22 protein-coding genes and 3 pseudogenes are annotated in these 23,943 nt (G+C 71.0%); 10 read left to right on the top strand and 15 right to left on the bottom strand.

The genetic code is table 11. From position 1 onward, the window contains the following. The 3 genes and pseudogenes from lanL to ACFVT2_RS34735 form a co-directional block, all read left to right on the top strand. Entirely contained in the window at positions 1-2,760 is a 2,760-nt protein-coding gene (gene lanL / locus ACFVT2_RS34745; RefSeq protein ID WP_390024551.1) for a class IV lanthionine synthetase LanL, read from the top strand. A gap of 19 nt (positions 2,761-2,779) precedes the next feature. Beyond that, positions 2,780-2,881: an ALQxL family class IV lanthipeptide gene (locus ACFVT2_RS34740; protein WP_390024549.1), complete on the top strand. Its 102-nt coding sequence runs from the start codon at positions 2,780-2,782 to the stop codon at positions 2,879-2,881. 101 nt (positions 2,882-2,982) lie between these two features. Further along, a pseudogene (locus ACFVT2_RS34735) lies at positions 2,983-4,392 on the top strand (M14 family zinc carboxypeptidase); the annotation flags it as partial. Between the two features lie 879 nt (positions 4,393-5,271). Here the strand turns inward: ACFVT2_RS34735 and ACFVT2_RS34730 are convergent. Both ACFVT2_RS34730 and ACFVT2_RS34725 read right to left on the bottom strand, forming a co-directional pair. Then, positions 5,272-5,967 carry a response regulator gene (locus ACFVT2_RS34730; protein ID WP_390024548.1) on the bottom strand — a complete coding sequence of 232 codons (696 nt, stop codon included), beginning with the start codon at positions 5,965-5,967 and terminating at the stop codon, positions 5,272-5,274. Then, complete coding sequence (locus ACFVT2_RS34725) at positions 5,960-8,008, bottom strand: histidine kinase (RefSeq protein ID WP_390024546.1); 2,049 nt, start codon at positions 8,006-8,008, stop codon at positions 5,960-5,962. The genes ACFVT2_RS34730 and ACFVT2_RS34725 overlap by 8 nt, the downstream gene beginning before the upstream one ends. Positions 8,009-8,212: 204 nt before the next feature. Here ACFVT2_RS34725 and ACFVT2_RS34720 point away from each other — a divergent pair, with 204 nt between their 5' ends. Next, positions 8,213-10,252 (top strand): BTAD domain-containing putative transcriptional regulator, encoded by a 2,040-nt coding sequence (locus ACFVT2_RS34720; protein ID WP_390024544.1) that lies wholly within the window; start codon positions 8,213-8,215, stop codon positions 10,250-10,252. 477 nt (positions 10,253-10,729) lie between these two features. On the opposite strand, the gene ACFVT2_RS34715 is transcribed toward ACFVT2_RS34720, so the two are convergent. Then, the gene (locus ACFVT2_RS34715) at positions 10,730-11,434 is read right to left on the bottom strand and encodes a TetR/AcrR family transcriptional regulator (RefSeq protein ID WP_390024542.1); all 705 of its coding nucleotides are present in this window, start codon (positions 11,432-11,434) and stop codon (positions 10,730-10,732) included. Between the two features lie 286 nt (positions 11,435-11,720). Between ACFVT2_RS34715 and ACFVT2_RS34710 the strand changes: the two genes are divergently transcribed. Both ACFVT2_RS34710 and ACFVT2_RS34705 read left to right on the top strand, forming a co-directional pair. Beyond that, complete coding sequence (locus tag ACFVT2_RS34710) at positions 11,721-12,305, top strand: flavodoxin family protein (RefSeq protein ID WP_390024541.1); 585 nt, start codon at positions 11,721-11,723, stop codon at positions 12,303-12,305. Positions 12,306-12,375: 70 nt separating this feature from the next. Further along, positions 12,376-13,857: an aldehyde dehydrogenase family protein gene (locus tag ACFVT2_RS34705; RefSeq protein WP_390024539.1), complete on the top strand. Its 1,482-nt coding sequence runs from the start codon at positions 12,376-12,378 to the stop codon at positions 13,855-13,857. An 86-nt stretch (positions 13,858-13,943) separates the two neighbouring features. Here the strand turns inward: ACFVT2_RS34705 and ACFVT2_RS34700 are convergent, their stop codons facing one another. The 10 genes from ACFVT2_RS34700 to ACFVT2_RS34655 form a co-directional block, all read right to left on the bottom strand. Next, positions 13,944-14,549 carry a hypothetical protein gene (locus ACFVT2_RS34700; protein ID WP_390024537.1) on the bottom strand — a complete coding sequence of 202 codons (606 nt, stop codon included), beginning with the start codon at positions 14,547-14,549 and terminating at the stop codon, positions 13,944-13,946. Positions 14,550-15,441: 892 nt separating this feature from the next. Beyond that, a complete protein-coding gene (locus ACFVT2_RS34695) occupies positions 15,442-15,732 on the bottom strand; it encodes a hypothetical protein (RefSeq protein WP_390024535.1) in 291 nt (96 codons plus the stop codon). A 56-nt stretch (positions 15,733-15,788) separates the two neighbouring features. Continuing rightward, complete coding sequence (locus ACFVT2_RS34690; protein ID WP_390024533.1) at positions 15,789-16,133, bottom strand: hypothetical protein; 345 nt, start codon at positions 16,131-16,133, stop codon at positions 15,789-15,791. 62 nt (positions 16,134-16,195) lie between these two features. After that, positions 16,196-16,783: a transcriptional regulator gene (locus ACFVT2_RS34685; RefSeq protein WP_390024531.1), complete on the bottom strand. Its 588-nt coding sequence runs from the start codon at positions 16,781-16,783 to the stop codon at positions 16,196-16,198. Next, positions 16,783-18,513 (bottom strand): multiprotein-bridging factor 1 family protein, encoded by a 1,731-nt coding sequence (locus tag ACFVT2_RS34680; RefSeq protein ID WP_390024529.1) that lies wholly within the window; start codon positions 18,511-18,513, stop codon positions 16,783-16,785. Before ACFVT2_RS34680 ends, ACFVT2_RS34685 begins: the two co-directional genes overlap by 1 nt. Before the next feature lie 16 nt (positions 18,514-18,529). Beyond that, on the bottom strand, positions 18,530-18,913 hold the full coding sequence (locus ACFVT2_RS34675) for a hypothetical protein (RefSeq protein WP_390024527.1): 384 nt from the start codon (positions 18,911-18,913) through the stop codon (positions 18,530-18,532). Between the two features lie 72 nt (positions 18,914-18,985). Continuing rightward, positions 18,986-19,351 carry a hypothetical protein gene (locus ACFVT2_RS34670; RefSeq protein WP_390024526.1) on the bottom strand — a complete coding sequence of 122 codons (366 nt, stop codon included), beginning with the start codon at positions 19,349-19,351 and terminating at the stop codon, positions 18,986-18,988. A gap of 208 nt (positions 19,352-19,559) precedes the next feature. Further along, positions 19,560-20,417: a class I SAM-dependent methyltransferase gene (locus ACFVT2_RS34665; protein WP_390024524.1), complete on the bottom strand. Its 858-nt coding sequence runs from the start codon at positions 20,415-20,417 to the stop codon at positions 19,560-19,562. Between the two features lie 23 nt (positions 20,418-20,440). After that, a complete protein-coding gene (locus ACFVT2_RS34660; RefSeq protein ID WP_390024522.1) occupies positions 20,441-20,785 on the bottom strand; it encodes a VOC family protein in 345 nt (114 codons plus the stop codon). A 1-nt stretch (position 20,786) separates the two neighbouring features. Beyond that, positions 20,787-20,966 carry a CopG family transcriptional regulator gene (locus ACFVT2_RS34655; protein ID WP_119990337.1) on the bottom strand — a complete coding sequence of 60 codons (180 nt, stop codon included), beginning with the start codon at positions 20,964-20,966 and terminating at the stop codon, positions 20,787-20,789. Between the two features lie 154 nt (positions 20,967-21,120). Here ACFVT2_RS34655 and ACFVT2_RS34650 point away from each other — a divergent pair, with 154 nt between their 5' ends. Next, complete coding sequence (locus ACFVT2_RS34650) at positions 21,121-21,453, top strand: hypothetical protein (RefSeq protein WP_390024520.1); 333 nt, start codon at positions 21,121-21,123, stop codon at positions 21,451-21,453. 180 nt (positions 21,454-21,633) lie between these two features. Here ACFVT2_RS34650 and ACFVT2_RS34645 read toward each other — a convergent pair. Both ACFVT2_RS34645 and ACFVT2_RS34640 read right to left on the bottom strand, forming a co-directional pair. Next, a pseudogene (locus tag ACFVT2_RS34645) lies at positions 21,634-21,942 on the bottom strand (transposase); the annotation flags it as partial. 45 nt (positions 21,943-21,987) lie between these two features. Beyond that, positions 21,988-22,299 (bottom strand): annotated as a pseudogene (locus tag ACFVT2_RS34640) (Tn3 family transposase); the annotation flags it as partial. Between the two features lie 14 nt (positions 22,300-22,313). Between ACFVT2_RS34640 and ACFVT2_RS34635 the strand changes: the two are divergent. The 3 genes from ACFVT2_RS34635 (at position 22,314) to ACFVT2_RS34625 (ending at position 23,776) form a co-directional block, all read left to right on the top strand. Then, on the top strand, positions 22,314-22,454 hold the full coding sequence (locus tag ACFVT2_RS34635) for a hypothetical protein (protein ID WP_390024518.1): 141 nt from the start codon (positions 22,314-22,316) through the stop codon (positions 22,452-22,454). A 142-nt stretch (positions 22,455-22,596) separates the two neighbouring features. Further along, the gene (locus tag ACFVT2_RS34630) at positions 22,597-23,262 is read left to right on the top strand and encodes an RDD family protein (protein WP_390024516.1); all 666 of its coding nucleotides are present in this window, start codon (positions 22,597-22,599) and stop codon (positions 23,260-23,262) included. Positions 23,263-23,311: 49 nt separating this feature from the next. Next, on the top strand, positions 23,312-23,776 hold the full coding sequence (locus ACFVT2_RS34625; protein ID WP_390024514.1) for a hypothetical protein: 465 nt from the start codon (positions 23,312-23,314) through the stop codon (positions 23,774-23,776). Positions 23,777-23,943 lie beyond the last annotated feature (167 nt).

Below are 23,943 nucleotides of genomic sequence, written 5' to 3'. Positions count from 1 at the left end.
ATGGTCCGCGACACGGTGCTGCTCGATGTCCTCACGGCGGTGCTCTCGCGCGCCGGGGACGGTGACGCGGGTCCACTGGGCGGATGGCGGGTACGGGCCGGGGACTTCTGGTGTTATGTCTCCCCGCCCCGCGAGACACGGCAGGTGCAGGGCTGGAAGCTGCACGTTTCGGCGACGCCGCTGTCGGCCCCCGTCGTACTGTCGCGCGCCGCCGAGGTGCTGGTACGTCGCGGCTGCCGGTTCAAGTTCGCCGGGACCCTTGAGCGGGCGGGCGAACTGGTTTCGCGGCACTACGAGCGGGGCGGCGGCGGGAAGTTCCTCACCGTCTACCCGGAAGGGGACGACGACTGGCTGCGAGATCTGGCCGGTGAGCTGCACCGGGCGACCCTGGGGCTCCCCGGGCCTGGCATCCTGTCCGACCTTCCGTGTTTCCCGCACAGCCTTGTGCACTATCGGTACGGCGTCTTCAGCGGGGTCACCACGCTGGACGGCGACGGGATGCGTGCTGCGATGCTGATCGCCCCGGACGGGGCGCTCGTCCGTGACAACCGTCGGCCTTGGTTCGCTCCGCCGTCGTGGGCTCCGCGCGATCCGTTCGCGCCCGGGCGGGTCGCCGAACCTCCGAAGCCCGCGCCGGTGTTGCTCCATGGGCGGTTCCTCGTGCGCGGGGTGATCCGGCACGCCTTCGCCGGTGGTGTCTATCGGGCTGTGGACCAGGACACCGGGCATGCGGTCATCGTCAAGCAGGCGCGTCGTCACGCGGCGGCCACGCTGGCCGGGGGTGACGCACGCGATATGCGGCGCCACGAGGCGAGGATGCTGGAGGGTTTCGCCGACAGCGGCTTCACCCCGCGCCCGGTGGCGGTGTTCGAGCAGCAGGGTGACCTGTTCCTGGTTCAGGAGGCCATCACCGGTGTCACGTTGCGCCGTTGGGTGCTCGACCGGCTGGTCCTCGACGACGGCGATGAGTGGGGGCCCGACCCCGACGAGGCCCTCGCCACGGCTCGCCGGCTGGCCGAGACGATGCGTGCGGTGCACCACAGGGGATGGGTCCTGCGGGACTTCAACCCCAACAACGTGATGGTCACCGACGACGGCACCCTGCGGCTGATCGACCTGGAGACGCTCGCCCGTCCGGGAGAGCACGTTCTGCGCGTGCACACCCCCGGGTACGCGGCGGCCGAGCAGGTGCACGCGGGGCGCGTCGATGCCGCGCCGGGGGTCGAGTCCGACTTGTACAGCCTCGGCGCCACCCTGTTCTATCTGGCCACCGGAGTCGATCCGCTGCTTGCCCCGGGCGACGGCGGCGGCGGTGCGGAGAAGGAGCGGCTGGTCTCCTGGCTGGGACGGATGTCGGCGGGCAACCCGGCCGCGCGTCGCCTCGCTCCGCTCATAGGGGCGTTGCTGGACGGTGACCCCACGGCGCGGCCCGCCCTGGACGAGGTGCTGCACCGGTTGCGCACGGTGGACGGTGAACGGGCGCGGTCCCGTCCGGCTGCGGTGTCACGGAGTATCGGGGAGGGCGAACTCAAGCAGCTCATCACGGACGGTCTCGACCATCTGCTCGCCACCATGGACCCAGGGCACTTTGACCGGCTGTGGCCCTCCGGCCCCGTCGGCACCGCGTCGGACCCGTTCAACATCCAGCATGGCGCCGCCGGAGTGCTCGGGGTCCTGGTCCTGGCCCATCGGCTCGAACCACAGCCGGCCCTGCGTACGGCGGTGCGCTCGGCGGCGGACTGGATCAGCGGGCTGGTGGGGCGCGAACCGCGCTGCCTGCCGGGGCTGTACTACGGGCGGTCGGGTACCGCCTGGGCGCTGCTGGACGCGGCAGGGCTGCTGGCGGACACGTCGCTGCTGGCACACGCCACGGGGCTGGCGGCGGGGACACCGGTGGAGGGTCCGGTGCCCGATGTCTGCCACGGTGTGGCCGGGGCCGGGCTGACCCAGCTGCGATTCTGGGAGGCTACGGGGGAGCCGCGGTTCCTGGACCGGGCGCGGCGGGCGGCCGAGGCAGTGGCGGCGTTGGCGGTGCGCAGGGATGGTCTGCTGCTGTGGCCGATTCCCGGGGAGGCGCTGGCGACCTCCGACACTCTCGCTCACTACGGGTTCGCGCACGGCGTGGCGGGGGTCGGCGCCTTCCTCCTGGCGGCTGCACGGGCCACCGGTACGGCCGGGTACGCCGAGCTCGCCGTCGAGGCCGCCCGGACGCTGCTCGCCGTCGCCGAGGTGGAGGACGGGTGCGCGTACTGGCGGACCGGGGAACCGGGCAGCCCGCGCAAGACCCACTGGTGCAGCGGCTCCTCGGGGGCGGGCACGTTCCTGTTGCACGCCTGGTTGGAGACCGGCGACGAAGATTTTCTGACGGCGGCCCGGCAGGCGGCCGTGGCCGTGCGCCGTACCCGCTGGCACGAGGGGCCCACCCAGTGCCACGGCCTGGCCGGGGACGGCGAGTTCCTGCTCGACCTCGCTCAGGCCACCGGTGACGGCACGTATCGGGACTGGGCCGCGGAGCTCGCGACGGGCATCCATGCCCGTCATGTCGTACGGGACGGGCGCATGGTCGTCCCCGACGACACCGGCACGGCCGTGTGGGCCGACTTCAACACCGGGCTTTCCGGAGTGGTCGCCTTCCTGGCGCGCCTCGCGCACGGCGGCCCGCGGATGTGGGTGCCGCACTCGCTGGCGGCAGCGAAACCCGAGGACTCCGGTGCGGGGGTGGCGCGGGCCACCTCGGTACCGGCTGATGACCTGCGATGAAGAAAGGGGGTGATTGGCAATGGAGTTCGACGTGAACGCCCTGCAGGTTCTGGAGCAGGAGGAGCCCGAGGGCGGCGCCTGGCCCGAGCCTACGCGGTGCTCGTGCTGCAGCACCTTCTGACGGCTGCGGCCGGCAACCAGGTCACCGCCTTCGCTCTGACGAGGGCGGTGACCGACCGACGCAACCGACACGACCGACCGGACACAGGGGAAGGGCAGATCATGCGCGCACTGCGGGGCCGTGGCGGAGCACTGCGGCCAGTCCTCGCCGTCGTCCCGGTGGGGGTCGTCGTCCTGGCCGGTCTGCCGGCACCGGCCTTGGCGCCGGCGGCGACAGCGACGGCGATGTCGACGGTGGGCCCCTCCCCCATCGACCGGACCGTGCTCTCCGCCGACCGGGCTGTGCCCCGGCCCTGTTACTCGGCCGTGCTCCGCCCCGGTACTCCGGGCGTCTCGGTACGCGAGGTCACCTCGCCGGCGGACGGTGTTCTGCGGGCGCGGCTGACACCACGGGGCGGCGCGGCCGGAGACTGGGATCTGGCCGTGTTCGACAAGGCCAGCGGAACCCTGGTCGACGCCTCGTCCGGGCCGCACAGCCGGGAGTTGGCCGAGGGCACCGTCACCCGGGGGCAGCGGCTGGTGGTGCAGGGCTGCCGCTATGCCGGACGGGCCCGGACAGTGTCGCTGGGTGTCGATGTCGTACCCGGGCAGGGGCCCTTTGCCCCCGCTCGCCCTGCTGCCGCCCGGACGACGGCACGCTCCGCGCTGCCCTCCGGCCGTACCGCGTACCGGCAACTGTACGAGTACCAGTACGAGTTGAAGGAACTGGCCCGCACCCATCCGTCCCTTGTCACCTCGTTCACGCTGCCTTACCTCACCGCCGAGGGGCGGGAGGTGTCCGGGGTGGAGGTGGCCACGGACGCGACCCGGACCGAGGACGGCAAGCCGGTGATGCTGGCCCTCGGTCTGCATCACGCCTCCGAGTGGCCCAGCGGGGAGATCGCCATGGAGTGGGCGTACGAGCTGATCTCCGGCTACCGCACCGATGCCCGGATCCGTGCGCTGGTGCGCGGGACCCGGAGCGTCATTGTGCCGGTGGTCAATCCCGACGGCTTCGCCGTCTCCCGCGCAGCGGCGCCCAAGGGTGACTTCTCCCGCTTCGACTACGAAGACAAGCGCAAGAACTGCGAAGCCGGGGACTCGCCGCCGGAGTACCGCACAGGGCCGTGCCCCGCCAATCCGGCCGGCCGGATGCGCGGTGTGGACCTCAACCGCAACTATGCGGGCTTCTGGGGCGGCGCCGGCTCCTCACCTGTGTGGGACGACGATCACTACCGCGGCTCGGCGCCCTTCTCGGAGCCCGAGACCCGTAATGTGCGGTCCCTCGTCTCCACCCGTCAGGTAACCGACCTGGTGAGCCTGCACACCTATGGGGACCTCGTGGTGCGCCCGCCGGGTTCCAACGACACCCAGCCGCCGCTGGACGAGCCGGCATACCGGGCCCTGGGTGACCGGCTCGCCTCCCACAACGGCTACCGCAGTGAACCGGCTCGGGAGTTGTACGAGGCTACCGGGATGACGGAGGACTGGTCGTACTGGGCCACCGGAGGGCTCGGTCTGACCCTGGAGATCGGCCCGCGGACGGCTCATCCTCCCTACGCGGAGGGGGTGGTGGCCGAGTACACCGGTACGGCGCCGGCGGCCGGGGCGGGCAAGGGCGGCAACCGGGCGGCGCTGCTGGAGATGCTCGCCGACACCGCCGACCCGGCGGCGCACGCCACGGTGACGGGTACGGCGCCGCGCGGTTACCGGCTGCGGCTGCACAAGACGTTCCGGACCCCCACCTCGCCGGTCCGGCGGCCGGACGGTTCGCAGGGGCCGCCGCTCGAGGTGGCCGATACGCTCGATTCGACGCTGCTCGCCGGGGGCGGTGGGTTCACCTGGTCGGTCAACCCCTCCACCCGCCCCTACGTGGCCGGGCGGTACGGAAGGGAGCCGCAGGCGCCGGTCCAGCCGGCGGTCCTCCTCGGCCACCCGCCCGCCCTGCCGCCGGTGAACACCGACTACCCCACGAATCCGGCAGCGGACCGGGTCCCGTTCACCGTCGAGGGACCGCCACGGGCCGACAACGGCAGAATGACCGTGTCGGTCAACTGGAGGTCGCGGAAGACCGAATGGGACCTTTACGTCCTGGACCCGGCGGGGAAGACGGTGGGCGAGTCGGTGGTGGGCGACACCGACTCCCAGCAGGTCGTCATGTTCGACCCGCCGCCCGGCCGGTACACCGCCGTGGTGGTCGACTTCCAGCAGGCCGACCCCGCGGCCCCGGATGCCTGGACGGGCCGTGTCGACTTCCGGTCGCCACTGCCGACCGTCCAAGGCCCCACCGAGGCGTACACCCTGACCTGTGAGGACCCCGGTGGTCACCGGGTGGGGAGCACCGAGGTCACCGTCGGCCGGGGGCAGCGCGTCGAGGTGGGAGAGGTGTGCGGGGCGGCGGCCGGCGGGCGGTCAGGGTGCCGGTTCGGGGCCGTACCGCAAGTAGGTGAGCACCGCTGTGACGCGGCGGTGCAGCTGGGTCTCCTCGGCGAGGCCCAGCTTGGCGAAGGTGGAGTTGACGTGCTTCTCGATGGTCGACTCCGACAGTGACAGGGACTCCGCGATGGACCGGTTGTTCTTGCCCTGGGCCATGTGCCGCAGCACATCGAGCTCTCGGCGTGTCAGATGGGACAGCGGCGCGTCCTTGGTGCGGGTGAGGCTGCCCACCAAGACCTCCACGATGCGCGGGTCGATCACCGAACGCCCGACGGCGACCTCCCGCAGGGCCCGCAGCAGTTCCTCGAGCTCGCCGATGCGTTCCTTGAGGAGGTAGGCCAGCCCGTCGGTGCCGTGCTGGAACAGCGCGAAGGCGTACTGCTCGTTGGCGTGCTGCGACAGTACGACCACACCGATGCCGGGGTGCGCGGCGCGGATGGCGTGTGCGGCGGTGATGCCCTCGGTGTGGTGGTCGGGTGGCATCCGGATGTCGGCGATCACGGCGTCGGGACGGAACCGGTGCACTGCGTCCAGCAGTTCGTCCGCCGTGCCGACGGCCGCGACCACGACCACCTCGCCGGTGTCTTCCAACAGGCGGCGGGTACCCTCGCGCACCAGGTAGTGGTCCTCGGCGATGAGGACGCGCATCCTGTCGGACATCGGCTCAGGCATCGGTGGGCTCCCGTCGTGTCTCGGTGATGCGCGCGCGCAGTGTGGTCCCGTCACCGGGCCGGCTGATGATGGACAGTTCGCCCCCGACGGCCTCGATCCGGTCCCGCATCCCGGTCAGTCCCGAGCCGGGCCCGGTCGTCGAGTGCAGCCCGATCCCGTCGTCGCTGACGTCGAGCAGCAGCGAGCCGCCGGCACGCCCGATCCGTACCATCACGCGGCCCGCCCGGGCGTGTTTGAGGACGTTGGTGAGTGCCTCCGACACCAAGAAGAACGCCGCCTCCTCGATGTCGGGCGTGAAGCGCGCCGGACGCACGGACGACTCGATCTCGACGGTCACCGGGATCGGCAGTCTGCGGGCCCGGGACATCACGGCCGCCGCGAGGCCCTGGTCGGTCAGCACGGGTGGATGGATGCCGTGGGCGAGCTCGCGCAGCCCGTCGATGACCCGGTAGGCGTCGTCCTGGAGCTCGGTGAGGGTGGTGTAGACCGTGTCGCCGTTGCGGCAGAGCTGGTTGCGGGCGAGCCGTAGCTTCGCCACGAGCGCGACGAGTTCCTGCTGGATTCCGTCGTGGAGCTGGCGCTCGATCCTGCGCCTCTCGGTGTCCTGGGCCTGCACGATGCGCGTGCGGGAGGCGTTGAGCTCGCTGGCCTGCCGCTGCGCTTCCTCGATGCGGATGGACAGTTCGGCGTTGAGCCGTGCGTTGTGCACCGCGAGTGCCGCCTGTCGGGCGAGGGTCTCGACGAGGTCACGGTCCTCGGGGGTGAACCGTCCCTCGTCCTTGGGTCCGTACTCGATGAAGCCGAGGGCGTCGTCGCCGTAGCAGAGCCCTACCCTGGTCCGTGACGAGTCCGCCCCGTCGGGCACCACGCCCGCCGTCCCTCTGGCAAAGGGGAGCCGCTCCGGCCCGGGGGTGCCCAACTCGACATGCACCCAGCGCAGGTCCAGCCACTCTTGCAGACTGACGGCGAACTGCGGCGCCAGCAGCGTCAGGTCGTAGGCGTGCTCAAGGGTCGTACCGAACTGCACCAGCAGTTCGAAGTTGGAGGGACGCGCCCCGAACACCTGTCGCGCGGCCAGCCGGTTGGCCTGTCGGCGTAGGGGCTGACACAGCATGGTCGCGCTGACGGTCACCAGGACCGCCGTGCTGATGGGCAGGTACTGGCTCGCGGTGAGCCCGAGGGCGGTGACCATGCCCAGGTACCACCCGCCGATGATGATCCAGAGCAGTCCGTAGACGGTGGAGCGCCGGGCGGTGAAGTCCAGCCCCGGCAGCCGGTGCCGGAACCCCACGTACACCAGACCCAACGAGATCAGAACGTAGGGCAACGCGCCCAGGGCGCAGCCGATGAAGTATGCCGGCCCGCTGTCTCCCTGCCACATCCGGAACAACCTCATGGAGCCTCGTGCGGCGAACAGGGCGAAGGCCACTGCCGCGACCGTTCGCCACCAGAGCGCGCTCTGGGCGCCCGGGCGTCGTGCGTCCAGCATCGACCGCACCAGCAACAGGCCCGCCCCCACCGCGGGCATCCATGCCTCTGGCTGGACCAGCAGGCGCAGCCGCAACCACAGGGGCATCGGCACCGCCATCAGCACGAGCGGAGCCGCGACCAGCAGCCACAACGACCGCAGCGCGACGCGTTCGTGGGCGTAGCGCTCGCCGCCGTCCGGCAGCAGGGCGAGTAGCCGGCCGATCATGACGGCCGCCACCACGTCGATCGTCCGGACCAGCAACAGCAGCGGCCAACTGGTGGTCGGTCCCGGAACCCAGTCGGCAAAAGAGCCCAGGAGCGCTACGGTGAACCGCACCACCAGCCCCAGGGCCGCCCACGCCCCGGCCGCCAGCACCCGCCGCGCGACCGGATGTCCCGGGGCCTTCCAGCACAATGACAGCCCCGCCAGGTAACACGGCACTACCGCGCCCAGAGCCCAGGGGAGCGTCCGCGAGGGCGTGAGGCAGACCCCGAGCGCAACGGCGTAGAGCAGCCCCAGTCCACCGCAGACCGCCAGGACACGCATGCCCCGTGCGTCCTCAACCGCCATGGGGCAAGTGTCGCTTGACCGTTTTTCCCTGTACAGCACGCATGCCTCCCCCCGGGATGGCGGAGAACCTCCATACAGGAACAGAAGGCGCCCGGATTCGCCGCCCGCGCGCCGCCGAGCACACTCGTCGCGGGGCGATCCGGTGATCCCGGATCGCGGTGAGTGTGGAAGCGCCGCGCGACGGACGGCACGGAGGGGGCGGGGATGACCATCACGCAGACGGCAGCACCGAGTCACCAGTTACCTGACGGCGAGGAAGCACGATGTACGGCGGTCGCACACCTGTTGCGCGACCGGTCCGGCACGGACGGCCGGCTGGTCGCGGTCTACCAACTGCTGGGCGAACCGGAACGGGCAGTCGCCGCCCACCGGCACCTGGCCTCCGGCGAGTTGCACACGCCCGAGGAGATCACGGCGACGGCCTGGGCCGCAGCCGCCCACTGCGCCCGGGGGGCGCTGCGGCAGGCCCAGACCCTCGCCCGGCGCACCGTGGCCGCGCTGGACCGCTGCGATGATCCGTACGCCTGTGTGGCGGCCCGCACCACGGCCTCGGCCGTGGCGGCCGCGGACGGCCGTTGTGCGGCCGCCGAGCACCACCGGCAGTGCGCGCAGGACACCGCCCGTGCGGTGGGCGATCCCCTGTTGTGGCTGCTGGCGGTGGTGGGCACGGCGCAGCAGCGGATCGAGCGGGGAGAGCCCCGAGAGGTGCTTGCCGAACTGGACGGCGCACTGGGTGTGGCTGGCGGGGACGCAGCCCTCGCGGTCCCTCTGGTGCTGTCGGGGCGGTGCCGCCGGGCCGCCGCGCTGCTGGCGCTCGGTGAACTCGACCGGGCCGCAGCCGAGTTCGCCAGTGCGCTCACGGAGTATCACCGGCTGGGGGACGGCGTGGGCCTGGCGCTGGGAGCACCGGCGCTGCTCGGTGTCGGTGATGTCCACCGGGAGCGTGGTGAGCTGGGGCCGGCCCGGGCGGCGTACCAGGAGGCAGCGGTCCTCACCGAGCAATCCGGCGACCGTCAGACTCTGTCCTCGGCACTGACCGGCCTCGCGGTGTCCCGGGGGGTCAGCGAACCCCACGCGGCGGCAGTTCTGGCATCCCGGGCCGGGCAGGGGTGCGCCGGTCCGCCGCGGATCCGCGCCCTGCTGGCGGGCGGCTGGATCGCCCTGACGGGCGGGCGCCGCGAGGCGGCCGCCGAGGCGGCCTGGCAGGCGGCCAACGAGCCGGGTGCGCAGGGGTGCCGAGCCGTGTTCGCCGAACTGCTGGAGCTGGAGGCTATGTGTGCCGCCGACTCTGGTACGCGGCAAGGGTTGTTGCGGGACGCCGAGGCGATGTGGTCCGCTGCGCAGCGGCCGATGGCCGTGGCCAGGGTCGCCGTCGCACGGGCACGGCTTGAGGGTGCCGGCGCGACGCGGGTGCGTGAGGCGACCGCCTGGCTGGGCCAGTTCGGGGTGGGCGCCGGGGCCGGGGAGGCTGCGGGGCTGCTCAACCGGGCGGCGGCGGGCCTACGCCCATCGGTGAGCGTGCGGGTGCTGGGCGGCTTCCAGGTCGTCCGGGACGGCTGCTCGGTCCGGGCCGAGGAGTGGCAGTCGAAGAAGGCACGGGACCTGCTCAAGCTCCTGGTGGCCAGACGGGGACTGCCCACACCGCGTGAACTGCTGATGGAGGCCTTGTGGCCCGAACAGGATCCAGCCCTGTGCGGAAACCGGCTGTCGGTGGCACTGTCCATCCTCCGCCTGGTGCTGGATCCACAGCGCCGCATGGCACAGGACCACTTCATCGTCGCGGACAAGCAGGTGGTGGGCCTGGCCCGGCTGCACGTGGACGTGCAGGAGTTCCTGGCCACCGCACGCCACGCGCTGGGAGTGGCCGAGCGGTCGGCCGAGCACGCCTTCGCGGCGCTGACGGCCGCCGAGGGCCTGTACCGCGGCGACGTCTTGGCGGACGACCCTTATGCGCAGTGGGCCACGGCTCTGCGGGAGGAGGCCCAGGCGACCCATGCGGAACTGCTCGCCAGGCTCGCTGCGGCGGCTGCCGAGAACCGTGACACCTACGCGGAGATCCACTACAGGCTTCGACTGCTGGAACGCGATCCGTACGACGAGGACACCCACCTCGCCCTGGTCTGCCTGTTGGCAGCGGCCGGCCGCCATGGCGAAGCGCGGCGTCGCTACCGGCTGTACGCCGGGTACATGAACGAAATCGACGTCACCCCAGCGCCCTATCCCATCCGGGCGGTCAAGGACTGATCAGGCATGGGTTCGGCGTTACGCTCCGCGCCCGGACGGCGCAAACGGTCAGCGTGCGGTACAGGCCAGCCGGTCCGGGATCGAGAAGACCGAGCTACACAGTCAGCTGATCTCCCATACCCTCACGGCAAGATCAATCTCAGAGTCAGGCAGGGACACCAGCTGAACGGGCGGCACTCCCCTGGCCGGGCAACGCCCCGGGGTCGGAACTCGGCGGCGGGTCGGCGACAGCCGGTGCGGGGCGGCGCAACGGCCGGCGCAGTCAAAGGAACCGGGGCGGCCGGCCACGCGCCGGTCATCTCCTCGGCCAGCAGCCGGTGTTCGGCGTGCTCGTCCAGGACGTGAAGCCGGGCTCGTCGAGCCCGGACGACAACGGTCCGCGGCCGCGGCCGAGGGGTGAGGGCCACCCCGCGGCAGCCCGGCGCGGCGTGCCTCCCACCGCGAACGGGCCCGGCAACGACCCGGCAGAAGCCAGGTCTACTCGGCGAGGCGGCGCAGCCAGTCGCGTAGCAGCGCGGTCTCGGTATCACGCAAGGGGGGCGCTGCGCCGTCTTCGAGGGTGAGCGCGGCATCGAGTGCGAGCGCTCGGGATGCCCGGTCCGTGCCGGTTGCGACGGGTGGGTCGGTGGTGATGGACCCGATGACGATGTTCCGCAGTCGTGTCGAGGTCGACAGTTTCCGCTGCGGCGCTTCTTCGCCGATCAGCGCCAGGGTGGCGCCGGTTGTCGCGGCGTGGACCACGTGGGTCGCCTCCTCCACCGGCACCCGCAGGCGCCCGTCGGCGGCGGCTCGGTCCAGCAGGTTCACCAGCAGGGCGTGTGCCTCGTCGGCGGCCGGGGGCTTGCGGCCGGGGCGGGCCGTTCCGTACATGAGCAGGTAGAACGCGGGGTGTCGCAGGCCGAAGTCGACGTGCAGGTCCCAGCCCCGGTGGAGATCGGCCACCGGGTCCTCGGATCGGGACAGTGCCTCGTGTTTGTCGGCCAGGTACATCTCGAATCCGTGGGTGGCCAGCTCGGCGAGCAGTCCGTCCTTGTCCCCGAACATCCGGTACAGCGCCGGCGCTGTGATCCCTGCCGCGGTGGCGACGGCCCGCGTGGAAACCGCCTCGCTGCCTCCCTCCTCCAGCAGCTCGGCTGCGACCTGCAGAACCCGATGCCTGGCGGCGTGCCTTCCCTCATCCATGGAACAACGATACGCCTTTTTGCGTATCGCCGCCTTATCGGTGCTACGCTGAATAGCGGATCACCGATAAAGGTGATCGTCGATCAAGGGCTGATCCTCCACAGGCCCGCACCAACACAGGGGTCCATGGGCCTCTCGTTCCGGCCGCGTACCACGTGCCGTACGAGCGCGTCCCACACCCCTTCGCCGCCCGAGCGGACGGTCAGTCAGTCCACCTCGTCGTCCACCTCGTCGGCATTCGAAGACGCCGCGCCAGCACTCGCCGGCGCCATGAGAGGAAACAACCGTGTCCGACATCTCGATCAGCATCGCCTCCTACTCCGGTTACGGTCACACGGCGCAGATCGCCACGGCCGTGGCCGACGGCGCCCACTCCGTTTCCGGGACGCAGGTCCACCGCGTGGACGTCGCCTCCCTCAGCGATGCGGACTGGGAGGTGCTGGACGGCTCCGACGCCATCATCTTCGGCTCCCCCACCTACATGGGCACCGCCTCCGGGGCCTTCCACACCTTCGCCGAAGCCACCAGCAAGCGATGGATGACCCGCGCCTGGAGCGACAAGCTCGCCGCCGGATTCACCAACTCCGGCTCCATGAGCGGCGACAAGATGCACACCCTGCAGTACTTCGCCCTCCTGGCCGCCCAGCACGGGATGCTCTGGGTGAGCCTGGGCCTGCTGCCGGGCTGGAACACCACGACCTCCAGCCCCGAGGACGACAACCGGCTCGGCTTCTACCTCGGCGCCGGTGCGCAGAGCTTCAACGACACCGCCGCCGTCCACGACGCCGACCTGAGCACCGCGCGCCACCTCGGCCGCCGCGTCGCCGAGCAGACCCGCATCCACCGCGACGGCCTGGCCGCCCAGCGGTAACCCGGACGCCCGCACACCACCACCGCTCGCCCCTCCCCCTGTGGGCGGGGCGAGCGGGACGGGAGAGCACATGACCCCCACCACCGAGACCCCCATCCAGCGGCTGCTGATCGGCGGCGTCTGGCAGCCGGCGGCGAACGGCCGGATCTACGCGGCACAAGACCCGTTCACCGGCAAGGTGGCCTCCCGCGCCGCCGCCGCGTGCGCCGCGGACGTCGTGCGCGCAGCCGATGCAGCCGAGCAGGCATTCGGCGCCTGGGCGGCGCTGGCACCGAGCGAGCGCCGCCGCATCCTGTGGGCAGCGGCCGAGAAGCTGGAAGCGCGGGCCCAGGACCTGGCCGAGGCGATCACCGCCGAGATGGGCGGCCCCGCCACCTGGGGCACCTACAACGTCAAGGTCCTCACCGAGAAGATCCGCTACGCGGCGAGCGCCGCCCACGAGGGCCTGACCGGCCAGGTCATCCCCTCCGAGACCTCGGGGCGCACCTCGATCGCGATCCGCAAGCCGGTCGGCGTGGTCGCGAGCATCATTCCCTGGAACGCCCCGGCGCTGCTGGTGGGCGCCTCGCTCCCGGCGGCACTCGTCCTCGGCAACACCGTCGTGATGAAGGCCGCAGAGCAGACACCGCGCACCCACGGCCTGGTCGCCGAGTGCTTCACCGAGGCCGGACTGCCCGACGGGGTGCTCAACCTGGTCACCAACGCACCCGAGGACGCCCCCGACGTGGTCGACGCACTCATCGCACACCCGGCCGTCCGGCGCGTCCACTTCACCGGCTCCACCCGAGTCGGCCGCATCATCGGCGAGAAGGCCGCCTCGCACTTGAAGCCGGCCATCCTCGAACTCGGCGGCAAGGCACCGGTCATCGTCCTCGCCGACGCCGACCTCGACCACGCGGTCAGCGCAGTGGGCTTCGGCGCGTTCGCCAACTCGGGCCAGGGCTGCCTGTCCACCGAACGCGTCATCGTCGACCGCGCCATCGCGGACGAGTTCACCCGGCGCCTTGCCGCCCTGGCCGGCACCGTCACCTACGGCGACCCCCGTGACCCGCAGACCGTGCTCGGCCCCGTCGTCGGCCAGAACACCGTCTCCCGCCTGACCGACCTGGTCCAGGACGCCGTCGAAGCGGGCGCACGCCTGCTGGCGGGAGGAACGGCCAACGGCCCGTGCTTCGCCCCGACCGTGCTGGCCGATGTCACACCGGGCATGCACGTCTACCAGGAGGAGTCCTTCGGCCCCATGGTCACCGTCATCACCGTCGACGGCCACGAAGAGGCCCTGCGCGTAGCCAACGACAACGACTACGGCCTCACCTCGGCCATCTTCACCCGCAACATCCCCCTCGCCCTGAACCTGGCCAAGCGCATCAACACAGGCATGTGCCACATCAACGGTGCCACCCTCGACGACGAACCGCAGATCCCCTTCGGCGGGGTGAAGAACAGCGGCTACGGCAAGTCCGGCGGACGGGCCGGACTGGAGGCATTCACCGAACTCCAGTGGATCACGATCGAGGGCCCGCAGGCTCCGCGCTACCCCATCACCGAATGAGCACATGCCCCTGCCAGTGCGAGGAGTTGGGTCGACAACCCACCCAAGTGCCCGCAGCGGTCAAGCGGTGCAGCACCCATCCGTGATCAGCGGTAGGGGCTCCAGCCGCCGAAGCGGGCCATCAGCTTGCGGGCCGCGTCCTCGTTCAAGCCAAGGGCTGCGGCGGCCTGTTCGACTGTCGTGTCCTGCCGGGCATCGTGGGCCGGCCAGTACCCGACCTGTGCGGCGGTCACCTCCAGCCGGCGGGCTGCCCTTACGGCCGCCAGCGGTGAGGTCTTCGCCAGCTTCTCGATCTCCTCCTGCAGTCGGGCCAGCAAGACGGTGACCGTCTCCGGGAGAGGGAGGGCCGACTGTTCGACGCCGGCGGTGTGCGTGTCCCAGTCCTCCATGCAGGTATCCGCCAGGCCGTGAGCTGCCTCGGTCAGCTTCTGCTCGCCGATCGCGTCCCAGTCCAGGCGGTGTTCCGGTCCGTTCCAGCCGCAGGAGCACACCGCGCGCAGTGCGGCCGCCCGCGGCCCGTGCGCGATCCCGCCGTCGTACACGCTCCACTGCGACACCGACCGGCCGTGCGCACCGGAGCCCGTATCGAAGAAGACGGAGGCCGGGACGGTGCCGTCGGCCAGAAGCACGCCGACCGCACCCTCGTGGGAAGAGCCGAACTCCTCCGTCGTCCACGTCTCCCGCTCACCCATGACAGCCCTCCACCGCTCTGCCCACACCCTTGGCACCCCGAGCGGGCCCCGAGACGACAATGCCGCAGCACCGGCGGGCCCGCTGCCGGATTCACCGAACGGGTGTGAAACCAGATGCGAACCGGCGGACCGCCCGCAGGGCTCCGTGTGCCACATGCCCACAGGGCACTCCAACCCAACACCAAAAGCAGGCGCGGCAAGCTCACCGCCGACAGGCTCCAACAACTCGCCGAACTCGGCTGGAATGGGCCATGGCGTGAGGCCATCCCCACACTCAGCCGCCCCGCAGCAGGGCGCAACCGGCGCCGCCCGGGCCACCACCACCAAGGCAGAGCCGGGACGAGAGCTGCCAGCAGCCCCCCGCCGACTCGCGCCGGCACGCCCTCGCTGGGCGAACACGAGCACCAACAGCCGGGCCACCTCGACGGACGCGCTCGGGCCGCCAGCGACCCGAGCCAACTCGGCAGCCAACGGCCCGGACATCGGCACCGGCACCGGCATCGGCGGAGGTGAGTCCTCAGCAGCCAGCAGGCCGACCGTCGACAACGGCACCCCGACGACACCCCTCTCGACGACGGCCAATCCCCGCAGCGCCGACTCCTCCGCCGCCGTCTACACCACCAACCAGGTGCCACCGAGGCCGGAGCCGGGGCGGGAGTTACCAGCAACTGCTCCACGGCCGGCTCACGCCGGCGCAGCCGCCGGCGGGCTACGGACCCGGGACCGGCCGGTGGCGCGGGGCCGGATTACCGCGGGTCAGCGCGGCCCGACCACACGGCCCCGCGGCAGCCAAGCAGTGGACCACCCTGGCCCGGCCCCAACGGCCGGGCGAGGTCTCACGGTGACGCGGCAGCACAAGCCGCATCAGCCGTGCGCCGGGCGGCGGTTGCGGTCACCGACGCGCGGACCCGGAGCCGGGGCCGGGCAGAGCGGCCCGGTGGTTACGCGGGCGCCTTCGCCGTGCGGGCGGCCCAAGCAGGTTGGGGGCGCGGAAGTCGGGGCGGTGGGCGATGCCCCCGGCGGCCAGGTCGCGGCTGCGCCACAGGAAGCTGGACCGGTCGGTCCAAGCAGCAGCGCCGGTGGCGGGCTCCCGGACGAAGCCGGTGCCACCGTCGAGCAGAGCCTCCCAGCCCTTGGACCAGGTGCCGTCGTTGCGGTGGTAGCGGCGGACCAGGCCGTGCACCGTACCGTCGTGCTCGACCAGCCACGTCTGCTTCTCGGCGTCGCCCTCGCGCTGGGTCAGCGTCCAGCCGGCACCGAGCCGCTTAGGAGGTCGAGGGTCTTCACCCGGGGGCGGTCGAGAACAGCGCGCTGCCGGCGCTCGTACGCGGCGCGCTCCCTCCGGCGCGCACTATGGCAGGCAGGGCAGGTGAGCTTGTCGCCGAGCAGCGGGGCCTTGGCCTCCCGAGAGTTCCGGGCCCGGCCGGAGGTGAGCTGCCAGCCGTCGGCAACCAGGCGCTCGCGCAGCGGCTCAGCCAGGATCATCGACTCGGCGAGCACGGGCCGGCCGCCGCCGTCGAGTTCGGTGACCGCGGTGTCGCACTGGCTGCACTGCGGGATGCAGACGGTCCGGTAGGAAAACACTGTTCCCCATTCCTGGCGTGCGGGCAGACCTGGTCGTGGAGGAGGGGCGCCTTCCGCAGTGGTCAGGCGGCCCAGCCGACGGAGGAGACGTAGGTGTAGGCGTCCCAGTCGGTGCCCAGGCCGCCTTGGATGATCTCGTCCCAGATCGCTTCGAGTTCACGCGCGTCGTGCGCGATCCACGCATCGACGGCCCGGTCCCAGATCAGACCGCGGACGTTGATCGAACGCGTCTCCACGTCACGGCGGTGGCGGGGGTCGACCTGGGTCTGGTCGGCGGGGTCGATCTCGACGCGGGTGCCGCGGCCGCGGTTGGTCAGGCGGCGTTTGAGGTCGGCGACGACGTTGCGGCGCCGCAGGTCCCAGTACGCCACGTCCAGGCGCGCGAGGTTGGCCTTGCTGGGGGTTCGCTCCTCGGCGAGCCAGGCGATGAGGGTGCGGGGGCGGACGTGGATGCCGGCGCGGTCCATCGCTTCGTAGCCTGCGTCGGAGGCGGTGAGGTAGCGCAGGCGGGCGGTCAGGCCACGTTCGGAGGTGACGGGTGATTCGATGCCGGTGACCATCCTGTCGATGCCTTCGGCGGTGCAGACCCAGCCAGGCAGGGCCCGGGCGCCGTAGTGGCCGATCCGGCGCCAGCGCGAATCCAGAGCCATCAGCGGGCCACCTGGCCGACGGTGTACTCACCAGAGGCTTTCGCGTCACTGTGCTTGATCTTCATCTGGGTCAGGCCGCGGCCTTCGGTGAAGACCTGCCGCCAGTCGCCGGCGACGTGGAGTTCGTCGGTGCCCATCATGGCGATGACCTCCAAGCCGGCCTGGTGGGCCTTGTATGCCTTGCCCCAGAGGTTGGCGTAGGCCTGACTGTGGATGATGTGCATCCAGTCGGGGCGCTGGATCTCGCGGTTGTGGATCGACTCCCCCATCGTCGAGATGAACTTCGAGTACATCGCCTTCACATAGCCCTCGGTGATCGAGTCGTCCTGGGCGAGGGCGGTGTCGCGGGCGGCGGCCAGGACCTTGCGCAGGGCGTCGAGGAAGTTCTCCGTCGCACCGGATGTCCAGGACTCGTGAACGGTCGGCGCTTCGATCAGGCCGTACTTCGGGCCGGACAGGCGCAGCAGCAGGCGCAGGGTGGCGTCGGTGATCCACAGGGCGCCGGGTTCCTCGCGGTCGCCGAGGGGGTCGGGTAGGTGGGGGTGGCTCCACGGTGCGGGGGTGATGAGGTGGACGCCGGAGCGCTTCGGGTCCACGCCGTCGCTGCCGGCGTGGTGTTCCAACTTTCCGATCGGCAGCCAGCACTTGAGCGCGGAGAGGTAGGCGGCGTTGGCGTCCAGGGCGGTGACCTGGACGTCGCCGGGGGCTTTGAGGGAGTAGTGGGGGTGGTGGAAGTTGGGGCGGGCCTCCCAGATCTGGTCCGGCTCCCGCTTCGAGGGCTTGTGCAGGATGTCCGGCAGGGAGGGATAGGCGGTGTATTGGTAGCGGGCAGTCGCACGGGTCTCCTCGAACAACCGCATCACGTCCGGGATCGCCCGCTTGACCAACGCCTGCAGCGCGGCGTCCGCATCGCCCTCGGCACGCTCCAACTCCTCATGGACCGCTTGGACGATGAGGTTGTTGGTCTCGGACTGGGCGCGGGCGGAGGACTGGGCTCGACGCTGCGGCCGCGACGGGATGCGCGCGGGAGTCGGGGACGGCCGGGCAGGCACGGCCGGGGTCGATGGGGCTGCGGGGGTGGTCTGGGGCGTTGCCGTGGTCGGCGACGGGGTGACGGAGGGCTGGCACATCGCGCCGGGGTGGAGGGAACGGCCGTCGGTGGCCTTGAAGGGGGTCACCACGCCGCAGCGGATGCACGGTTCAGGCTCGCCCTGCACCACCAGGCCATCGGGACGGTACGCGGTCGGCGGCAGCTCCGCGGCAGACAGCAACCGCCGCGTCTGCGGCTGCGGCTGCGGGGCAGCGGACTCGGGGGCGTTCAGGGACGGCTCGGGGCCCGGCTGCTGCGGGGATTCCGCTTCCGATGTCGCGCCGACAGTGTCAGCCGGGCCAGCGGCACCGGCTTCAGGCGCCGGTGCAGCGGCACCTTCCGGCCGGGCATCCGTCGTCGAAGCCGACGGCCGGGAGGAGGTGGGGAAGCGGTGGGCGAGGCCGTCGAGCAACTTGCGGTAGGCCTCCAGGCGCTGACTCTTGGGCTCGGCTCGGCCCGCCTCCCACGCCTGGATGCTCTGGACCCGTACCCCCAGGGCCTGGGCGACGGCGGCCTCGGTCAGTCCCGCGGCCTCGCGCAGCCGGACCCGCTCGGAGGGCGCGGGCAGCAGCGTGTTGTCGTCGACGGCCCGGAGGAGCAAGTCGATGGCGTCGAACAATCCCTGCGGCTGATCGGTCATCTGCTGCTTCACTCTCTTACCGGATGCCCTGGCGGATCTCTTCGAGGCGGGTGGTCAACCGCTGGTAACGCTGGGAGGCAGCCTGCGAGGAGTTGAAGCCCTGGTGCCGGGAGATCTGCTTCCAGTCCATCCCGCAACGCCGCGCCTCCACGACCACCTGCGTCTCCAGCTGATCCAGCGCCACGCGCATCTGGTCGAACAGATTCAGCGCAGCGGCCACCTCATCCGCCATGTCCCCCTGCCCGTCGCCGTTTTGCCGCTGGCCGGCGACGGTGGCGAGCAGCCGCCCCAGCAGGGCGGCGTCCTGTTCCAGACGGCGGGCGGGAGCGCATTCGGCGGTGGAATCGTCCGCCAGCGCGGCCAGTCGCCGGCGCGCTGCATCCAGAGGGCCTTCTGCCATAAGGATCACCCTACCGCAAACACACAATGAAACAACAGAACATTGTTTCATTTCACAGCCCGGTCGGGCAGCTCATCGCGTGCCGGAAGAACACCACCCCCGCCCACCCGACCAGGACTTCGCAGACGCCGCCGCGGGCGGGTGCAACTTCTCCATCCCGGCGAGGGTTTCGATGACGCGGTGATCGCAGTGGCGCAACAGATGCGCGAGGCCGTCCGGCAGTTCGGCGTGGTGTACCAGGACCAGGTCCGCGTGGGTGGTGCGGTGCAGGTGGACCAGGTCCGCCCACAGGCCGCTCCCGATCCGGTGCGCGCGCAGAACCGACCGCGCGCAGCTGGAGCGGGTCGCCGACGCCGGCCACCTTCGTGCCCATTTCGGCGGCGTGCTTAAGAGCTTGCGCAGGTAGGCTCCATAGGCCCATGCCAGCAGAACTGGCATAGCTACTGAACGAATCACGGAGCTGTGACGTTCTGTGACCACTGGCCAGACCTATGCGCGTCCGATCATGGTCGGGCTGGTCCGTCATTGACGGAGGCAGACTCTGCCGATTGAAAGCCGGGGCGCCCCGACCAACACCTCGGTCGCGGCTACGACGCAGCGGCGACCGGCTGGACCATCCTTGCCCGATTCGACGGGTCGACGAGGGTCAGGTGGCGGCGAGCAGCACGTCCTCTCCGGTCGACGGGCGAAGGCCGTCGGTGCGATCGGCGAAGTAGCGCCCGGCGTACGAAGCCCCCGACACGTGTCGGACGTCCGCGAAACCGGATTCGCGGGCGAGGGCCAGCATCTCCTCCGGGGTGTAGAAGCTGATGAACGGCGTTCCGGACGCGCGCGCACCTTCCCTGCTCGCCCGCAGGCCGGGGCGATCGGCCTCGTCGAGCAGTTCGGGCGGCAGGAGGAAGGTCATCACGAGCGTGGAACCGGGGGCGAGCCCGGCGACCTGGCGCAGGGTGGCCGCAGTGGCGTCCTCGGTGAGGTACATCGTGACGCCGGTGGACGCGATGAACGCCGGCTGGCCGGGGTCGAAGCCGACGGCAATCAGCTTCTTCAGCCAGTCCTCGCTCGCCTCGAAGTCGACCGGCACCAGCTGCAGCCAGTCGGGGATGCCGTAGCCCAGTTCGACCAACCGACGGCGCTTCCACGCCTGCGGGCCGGGTTGGTCGACCTCGAAGACCCGCAGGCGGGAGGCGGTCTCCGGCCTGCGTTGGGCGAAGGTGTCCAGCCCGGCTCCCAGGATGACGTACTGGGGGACGCCGCGGTCGGCCTGCTCGATGATCAGGTCCTCGATGAACCGGGCGCGGGCCGCCATGGCCGCCCGGAACCCGCTGGTGAGGTGCGGGTCCATGTCGGGGCGGCGGCGCCAGTCGTCGTCGGGGGCCGCCAGCTCCAGGCCGATCTCGTCCTCGAACACGTGGGGCGGCCGGTCGACCTGGACGTGCATCGCCCGCCAGAGGGCGGTCCGAACCGCGGTGCCGTCCGGCGCCGCGGTCGGTTCGTCTGCCATGGTGTTCCCTTTCTCCGTCGCAGTCAGTTCTTGACCGGAGCCTGGAGGCTCCACAGCCGCCCGTCGGGGTCACGGACCGTCATCAACCTGGTCCCGAAGTGGGTGTCCTGGAACGGCGTCACCACCTCGACGGCCGGATCGGCACGGAACGCGTCCGCTTCCGGCACCTTCAGCACGACCTGCATCTGAGGCTCCCGGTCCTCGGGGACCTCCGCGATGAAGACGTAGGGACCGTCGCCATTGCGGAGTTGGCCGGAGCTGTGGCCCGTCTCGAACTCCAGCTCGTAGCCCAGCGCCTGGAAGAAACGTGCCGCCTTGCCCCAGTTGTGGGTCTCCAGGAACAGGGCCTCGATTCCCTCGGTCGCCATGTCATGCCTCCTTCTCGGTCGATTGACGCTCTTGCCCATGGGCGTCGTCGAGGTAGGCACGCAGCGCCTCGGCGACCAGTGCCGACAGCGACATGCCCGACTCGATGGCGCGGTACTTCACCTGCTTGATCAGCCCGATCGGCAGGTACACGTTGAACTGCTTGACTTCCTCATCGCCCACGAGTCCAGGCTAACTCGTTGCTAGCATGCTAGCAAGTTAGCCCGACCAAGACCGAGCGCGATCCCGAGGTGCTGCGGCTGGTGCTCCGCGTCAACCCGGTGCTCACCACCGCGCCAGTCCCCGAGGAGCAGGTGCTGTCCCGACACTTGAGCACGTGACACGGGAAGAGAGAGACAGGATGACGCGTGAGACCGCCAGTGCCACGACGAGTCCGGTGTTCTGGGCGGCACGTTTGGCCTGGGGTGTGCTCGGGCTCTTCCTGCTCGCCTGGACGGTGTTCGAGGCGGTGAAGCATACGGGCCTCACCATCCCGTTCGGCGTGATCGGCCTTCTCGTCCCCTTCCTGCGCAGGCTCGCTCCGGGTTCGACGGCCGTTCACCACACGTTGCTGCGGGTCTGGACACCGCCGGCCGTCATGGCGATCTGCTCCGCCGTTCCCGGCCCTGCCGACAACACCGCCTTGCCCTCCACCTTCGGGATGGCCTAGCTGACCCACATCGCGCTGAGGCGCGCTCGGGGAAACGGCGTTCGTTCGTCCTGAGACAACCGTCAACTCCAGGGGAACCGGCCCGCGACCGCCCGCACGGGTAGCCGTACGAGGCGGCACGAAACTCGCTGGCCGACACCGAGGCCAGCCGCCACGGCGGCGTGCATAAGAGCTCGTCGGTCATGGACGGAGGTTCGGGCGGCGGTCCCAACGGTGGGTCGTCCACGCGCGGCGGATCAGGCTGCGGATGGTGATGATCGTGTCGGCGAGGTCGAAGAAGGCGTTGATGACGGTGGTGCGGCGTTCGTAGCAGCGGGCGAGCCGGTGGAAGGCGTTCTGCCAGGCATGGGTGCGCTCGACATGCCACCGCTGGCTCACCTGGATCGGCGCCTTCTCGCCCTTGTGCGCGATGCGGCCGTGCAGCTTGCGGGCGCTGAGTTCGGTGCGGGTCCTGTCCGAGTCGTAGCCGGCGTCCAGGTTGGCCTGCACCTTGATCTGCCGCCGGTAGCCGGGCTCGTCGGCCAGGCGCAGGATGTGCAGGGTCTTGGCGATCCGCCCGTAGTGGGCGATCGCGTCGCCGAGCGGGGTGGGCCGTCCGTCGCGCGTGAGCATGCGGATCACGTCGTAGGCGCGGACGGCTCCGGTGTGGAGGGAGTCGATGATCCGCAGGATGTCCTCCCAGTGCCGCTCGACCCGTGCGAGGTCGACCCGGCCGCGGGCCGCGTCCTGGAAGGCGCCGTAATCGGCGGCGCGGTCGATGCGCCACATCTTCTGGTCGGGCAGGCCCGCCGGCTGCGGCGCGTACGCGAACCCGGCGAGCGTGAGCAGGCCGAAGAGATGCCGCATACGAGGCGGTGTCGGTGACGATCATCTCCGGGCGCTTGCCGCCGTTGCTGAACAGCGGTACCGACGCCGCCCTCGCGGCCAGGCTGCTCGCCGAAGAACCACCGACCGAGCAGCAACGCCGGGTAGCACCACGCCAGCAGGGCGCCGGAGAGTGAGCTGCGGGCGTGCGGCAGCGCAGACTTGACAACTTCTCCCCCTGCTTGGCCGCGGGCACGTCGCACAATCGCCTCTCCATGCGGCCCGGTTCGTGCACCCCGGGTTGTCGCGGTGCCGGGGTATCGGCTTGGATCGCCTTCTGTGAGTACCTTCCAGTCGCCTCCGCCCCCCAACCAGCCCGGCCCCGGCTTCGGCCCCGCGCAGCCGCAGTACGGACAGCCGCCGTACGGGCAACAGCAGTACGGACAGCCGCAGGGCGCACCCGTACCGCCTCAGCCGTATCCGCCGCAGGCCCCCGTGCCGCCTTACGGGGCGCCGCAGCCCCTTCAGCCGCAGATGGGGCGGCCGCAAGGCCCGCCCCCGCAGGCGCTCGCGGTCCCCGGCCTGCGCCTGCTCGCCCGCTTCATCGACTACCTGATCATCCTGGTGCTGACCCTGGGTGTCTGGATTGCGGTGTATGCCTGGATGAAAAGCGCGTTCAAGTCCGGCGACAGCGGCCTCATGCCCACGGCTCTCAGCCTCATTGCCTGGGAGGTGCTCGTCCTCCTCCTCTTCGAACCGCTGACGATGGCGATGGGCGGCACCCTGGGCAAAGCCATCTGCGGCCTGCGCGTCGTCCACATCGAGACAGGTAACAAGCTCGGTTTCGGTCACGCATTGGGGCGCTGGCTGTGCTACCTGGGCATCGGCATGGTGCCGATCCTGGGCCTCATCAACGTGTTGTCCTGCATCTGGAACGAGCCGTTCCGGCAGTGCATGCACGACAAGGCCGCCAACACCGTGGTCGTCAAACGCCGCTGGCAGTGACCCCCGGCGGCCCCGGTAGGGCCTTTTCCCAGTCACCGGGAGCCTCATGATGTCCGGCCCGGCACCGCTGCCCTACGCTCCTGCCCGCATTCCGCGAGGCGAGGCGAGGAGACGACGACATGCGACCGTAGGCAGCGGCGGACGTCGGCAGCTGGGACCTGACGGCGGACGTGGTGGTCGCCGGGTACGGCGTGGCCGGCGCCGCGGCCGCCGTGAGGCGGCCCGGGCCGGCGCCGAGGTCCTGGTACTGGAGCGGGCCGGCGGCTGGGGCAGGGCCGCGGCCCTGCCCGGCGGCTTCATCTCCCTGGGCGGCGGCACCGCCCTCCAGCGCGCCTGCGGCTTCGACGACTCACCGGAGGCGATAGCGACCTTCCTCATGGCCACGATGGGGCTGGGGGCCGTCGCCGCGAAGATCTCCGCCTACGGCGAGGGCACGGCAGGCGGTGGCCCGCCGTGCCACTACCGAAGGCGCTGTCACGCGTTCGAGGGGCGGCCAGCGGGAAGCCGCCCCTGATGCCTCACACCCCAGCTACATTCCAGCCCGCCTGCATCGTCCCAGGTCAAGCTGCAAAGTCCTGCTGGAGTACTAGGGGCTGTCTGTGGTTGTGATCAGAATCGAGTTTTGAGTCCCGGACGGAGTGCTGATCGGGTAGGACTCCTGTGTGACTCGTGCGCAACTCA

This window comes from Streptomyces sp. NPDC058000 (assembly GCF_042886435.1).
GTDB lineage: Bacteria > Actinomycetota > Actinomycetes > Streptomycetales > Streptomycetaceae > Streptomyces.
The sequence above is the reverse complement of the archived record's forward strand: the minus strand, read 5'-3'. Positions and strand labels throughout refer to the sequence as shown.

Bases quoted from the DNA above. Each gene is read 5' to 3' on its own strand.
- ACFVT2_RS34685 (WP_390024531.1), bottom strand. From the start codon at position 16,783: ATGGCTCTGGATTCGCGCTGGCGCCGGATCGGCCACTACGGCGCCCGG.
- ACFVT2_RS34715 (WP_390024542.1), bottom strand. From the start codon at position 11,434: ATGGATGAGGGAAGGCACGCCGCCAGGCATCGGGTTCTGCAGGTCGCA.
- ACFVT2_RS34725 (WP_390024546.1), bottom strand. From the start codon at position 8,008: ATGGCGGTTGAGGACGCACGGGGCATGCGTGTCCTGGCGGTCTGCGGT.
- ACFVT2_RS34670 (WP_390024526.1), bottom strand. From the start codon at position 19,351: ATGCCAGTTCTGCTGGCATGGGCCTATGGAGCCTACCTGCGCAAGCTC.
- ACFVT2_RS34680 (WP_390024529.1), bottom strand. From the start codon at position 18,513: ATGACCGATCAGCCGCAGGGATTGTTCGACGCCATCGACTTGCTCCTC.
- ACFVT2_RS34705 (WP_390024539.1), top strand. From the start codon at position 12,376: ATGACCCCCACCACCGAGACCCCCATCCAGCGGCTGCTGATCGGCGGC.
- ACFVT2_RS34625 (WP_390024514.1), top strand. From the start codon at position 23,312: ATGTCCGGCCCGGCACCGCTGCCCTACGCTCCTGCCCGCATTCCGCGA.
- ACFVT2_RS34730 (WP_390024548.1), bottom strand. From the start codon at position 5,967: ATGCCTGAGCCGATGTCCGACAGGATGCGCGTCCTCATCGCCGAGGAC.
- ACFVT2_RS34660 (WP_390024522.1), bottom strand. From the start codon at position 20,785: ATGGCGACCGAGGGAATCGAGGCCCTGTTCCTGGAGACCCACAACTGG.
- ACFVT2_RS34720 (WP_390024544.1), top strand. From the start codon at position 8,213: ATGACCATCACGCAGACGGCAGCACCGAGTCACCAGTTACCTGACGGC.
- ACFVT2_RS34700 (WP_390024537.1), bottom strand. From the start codon at position 14,549: ATGGGTGAGCGGGAGACGTGGACGACGGAGGAGTTCGGCTCTTCCCAC.
- lanL (WP_390024551.1), top strand. From the start codon at position 1: ATGGTCCGCGACACGGTGCTGCTCGATGTCCTCACGGCGGTGCTCTCG.
- ACFVT2_RS34740 (WP_390024549.1), top strand. From the start codon at position 2,780: ATGGAGTTCGACGTGAACGCCCTGCAGGTTCTGGAGCAGGAGGAGCCC.
- ACFVT2_RS34665 (WP_390024524.1), bottom strand. From the start codon at position 20,417: ATGGCAGACGAACCGACCGCGGCGCCGGACGGCACCGCGGTTCGGACC.
- ACFVT2_RS34675 (WP_390024527.1), bottom strand. From the start codon at position 18,913: ATGGCAGAAGGCCCTCTGGATGCAGCGCGCCGGCGACTGGCCGCGCTG.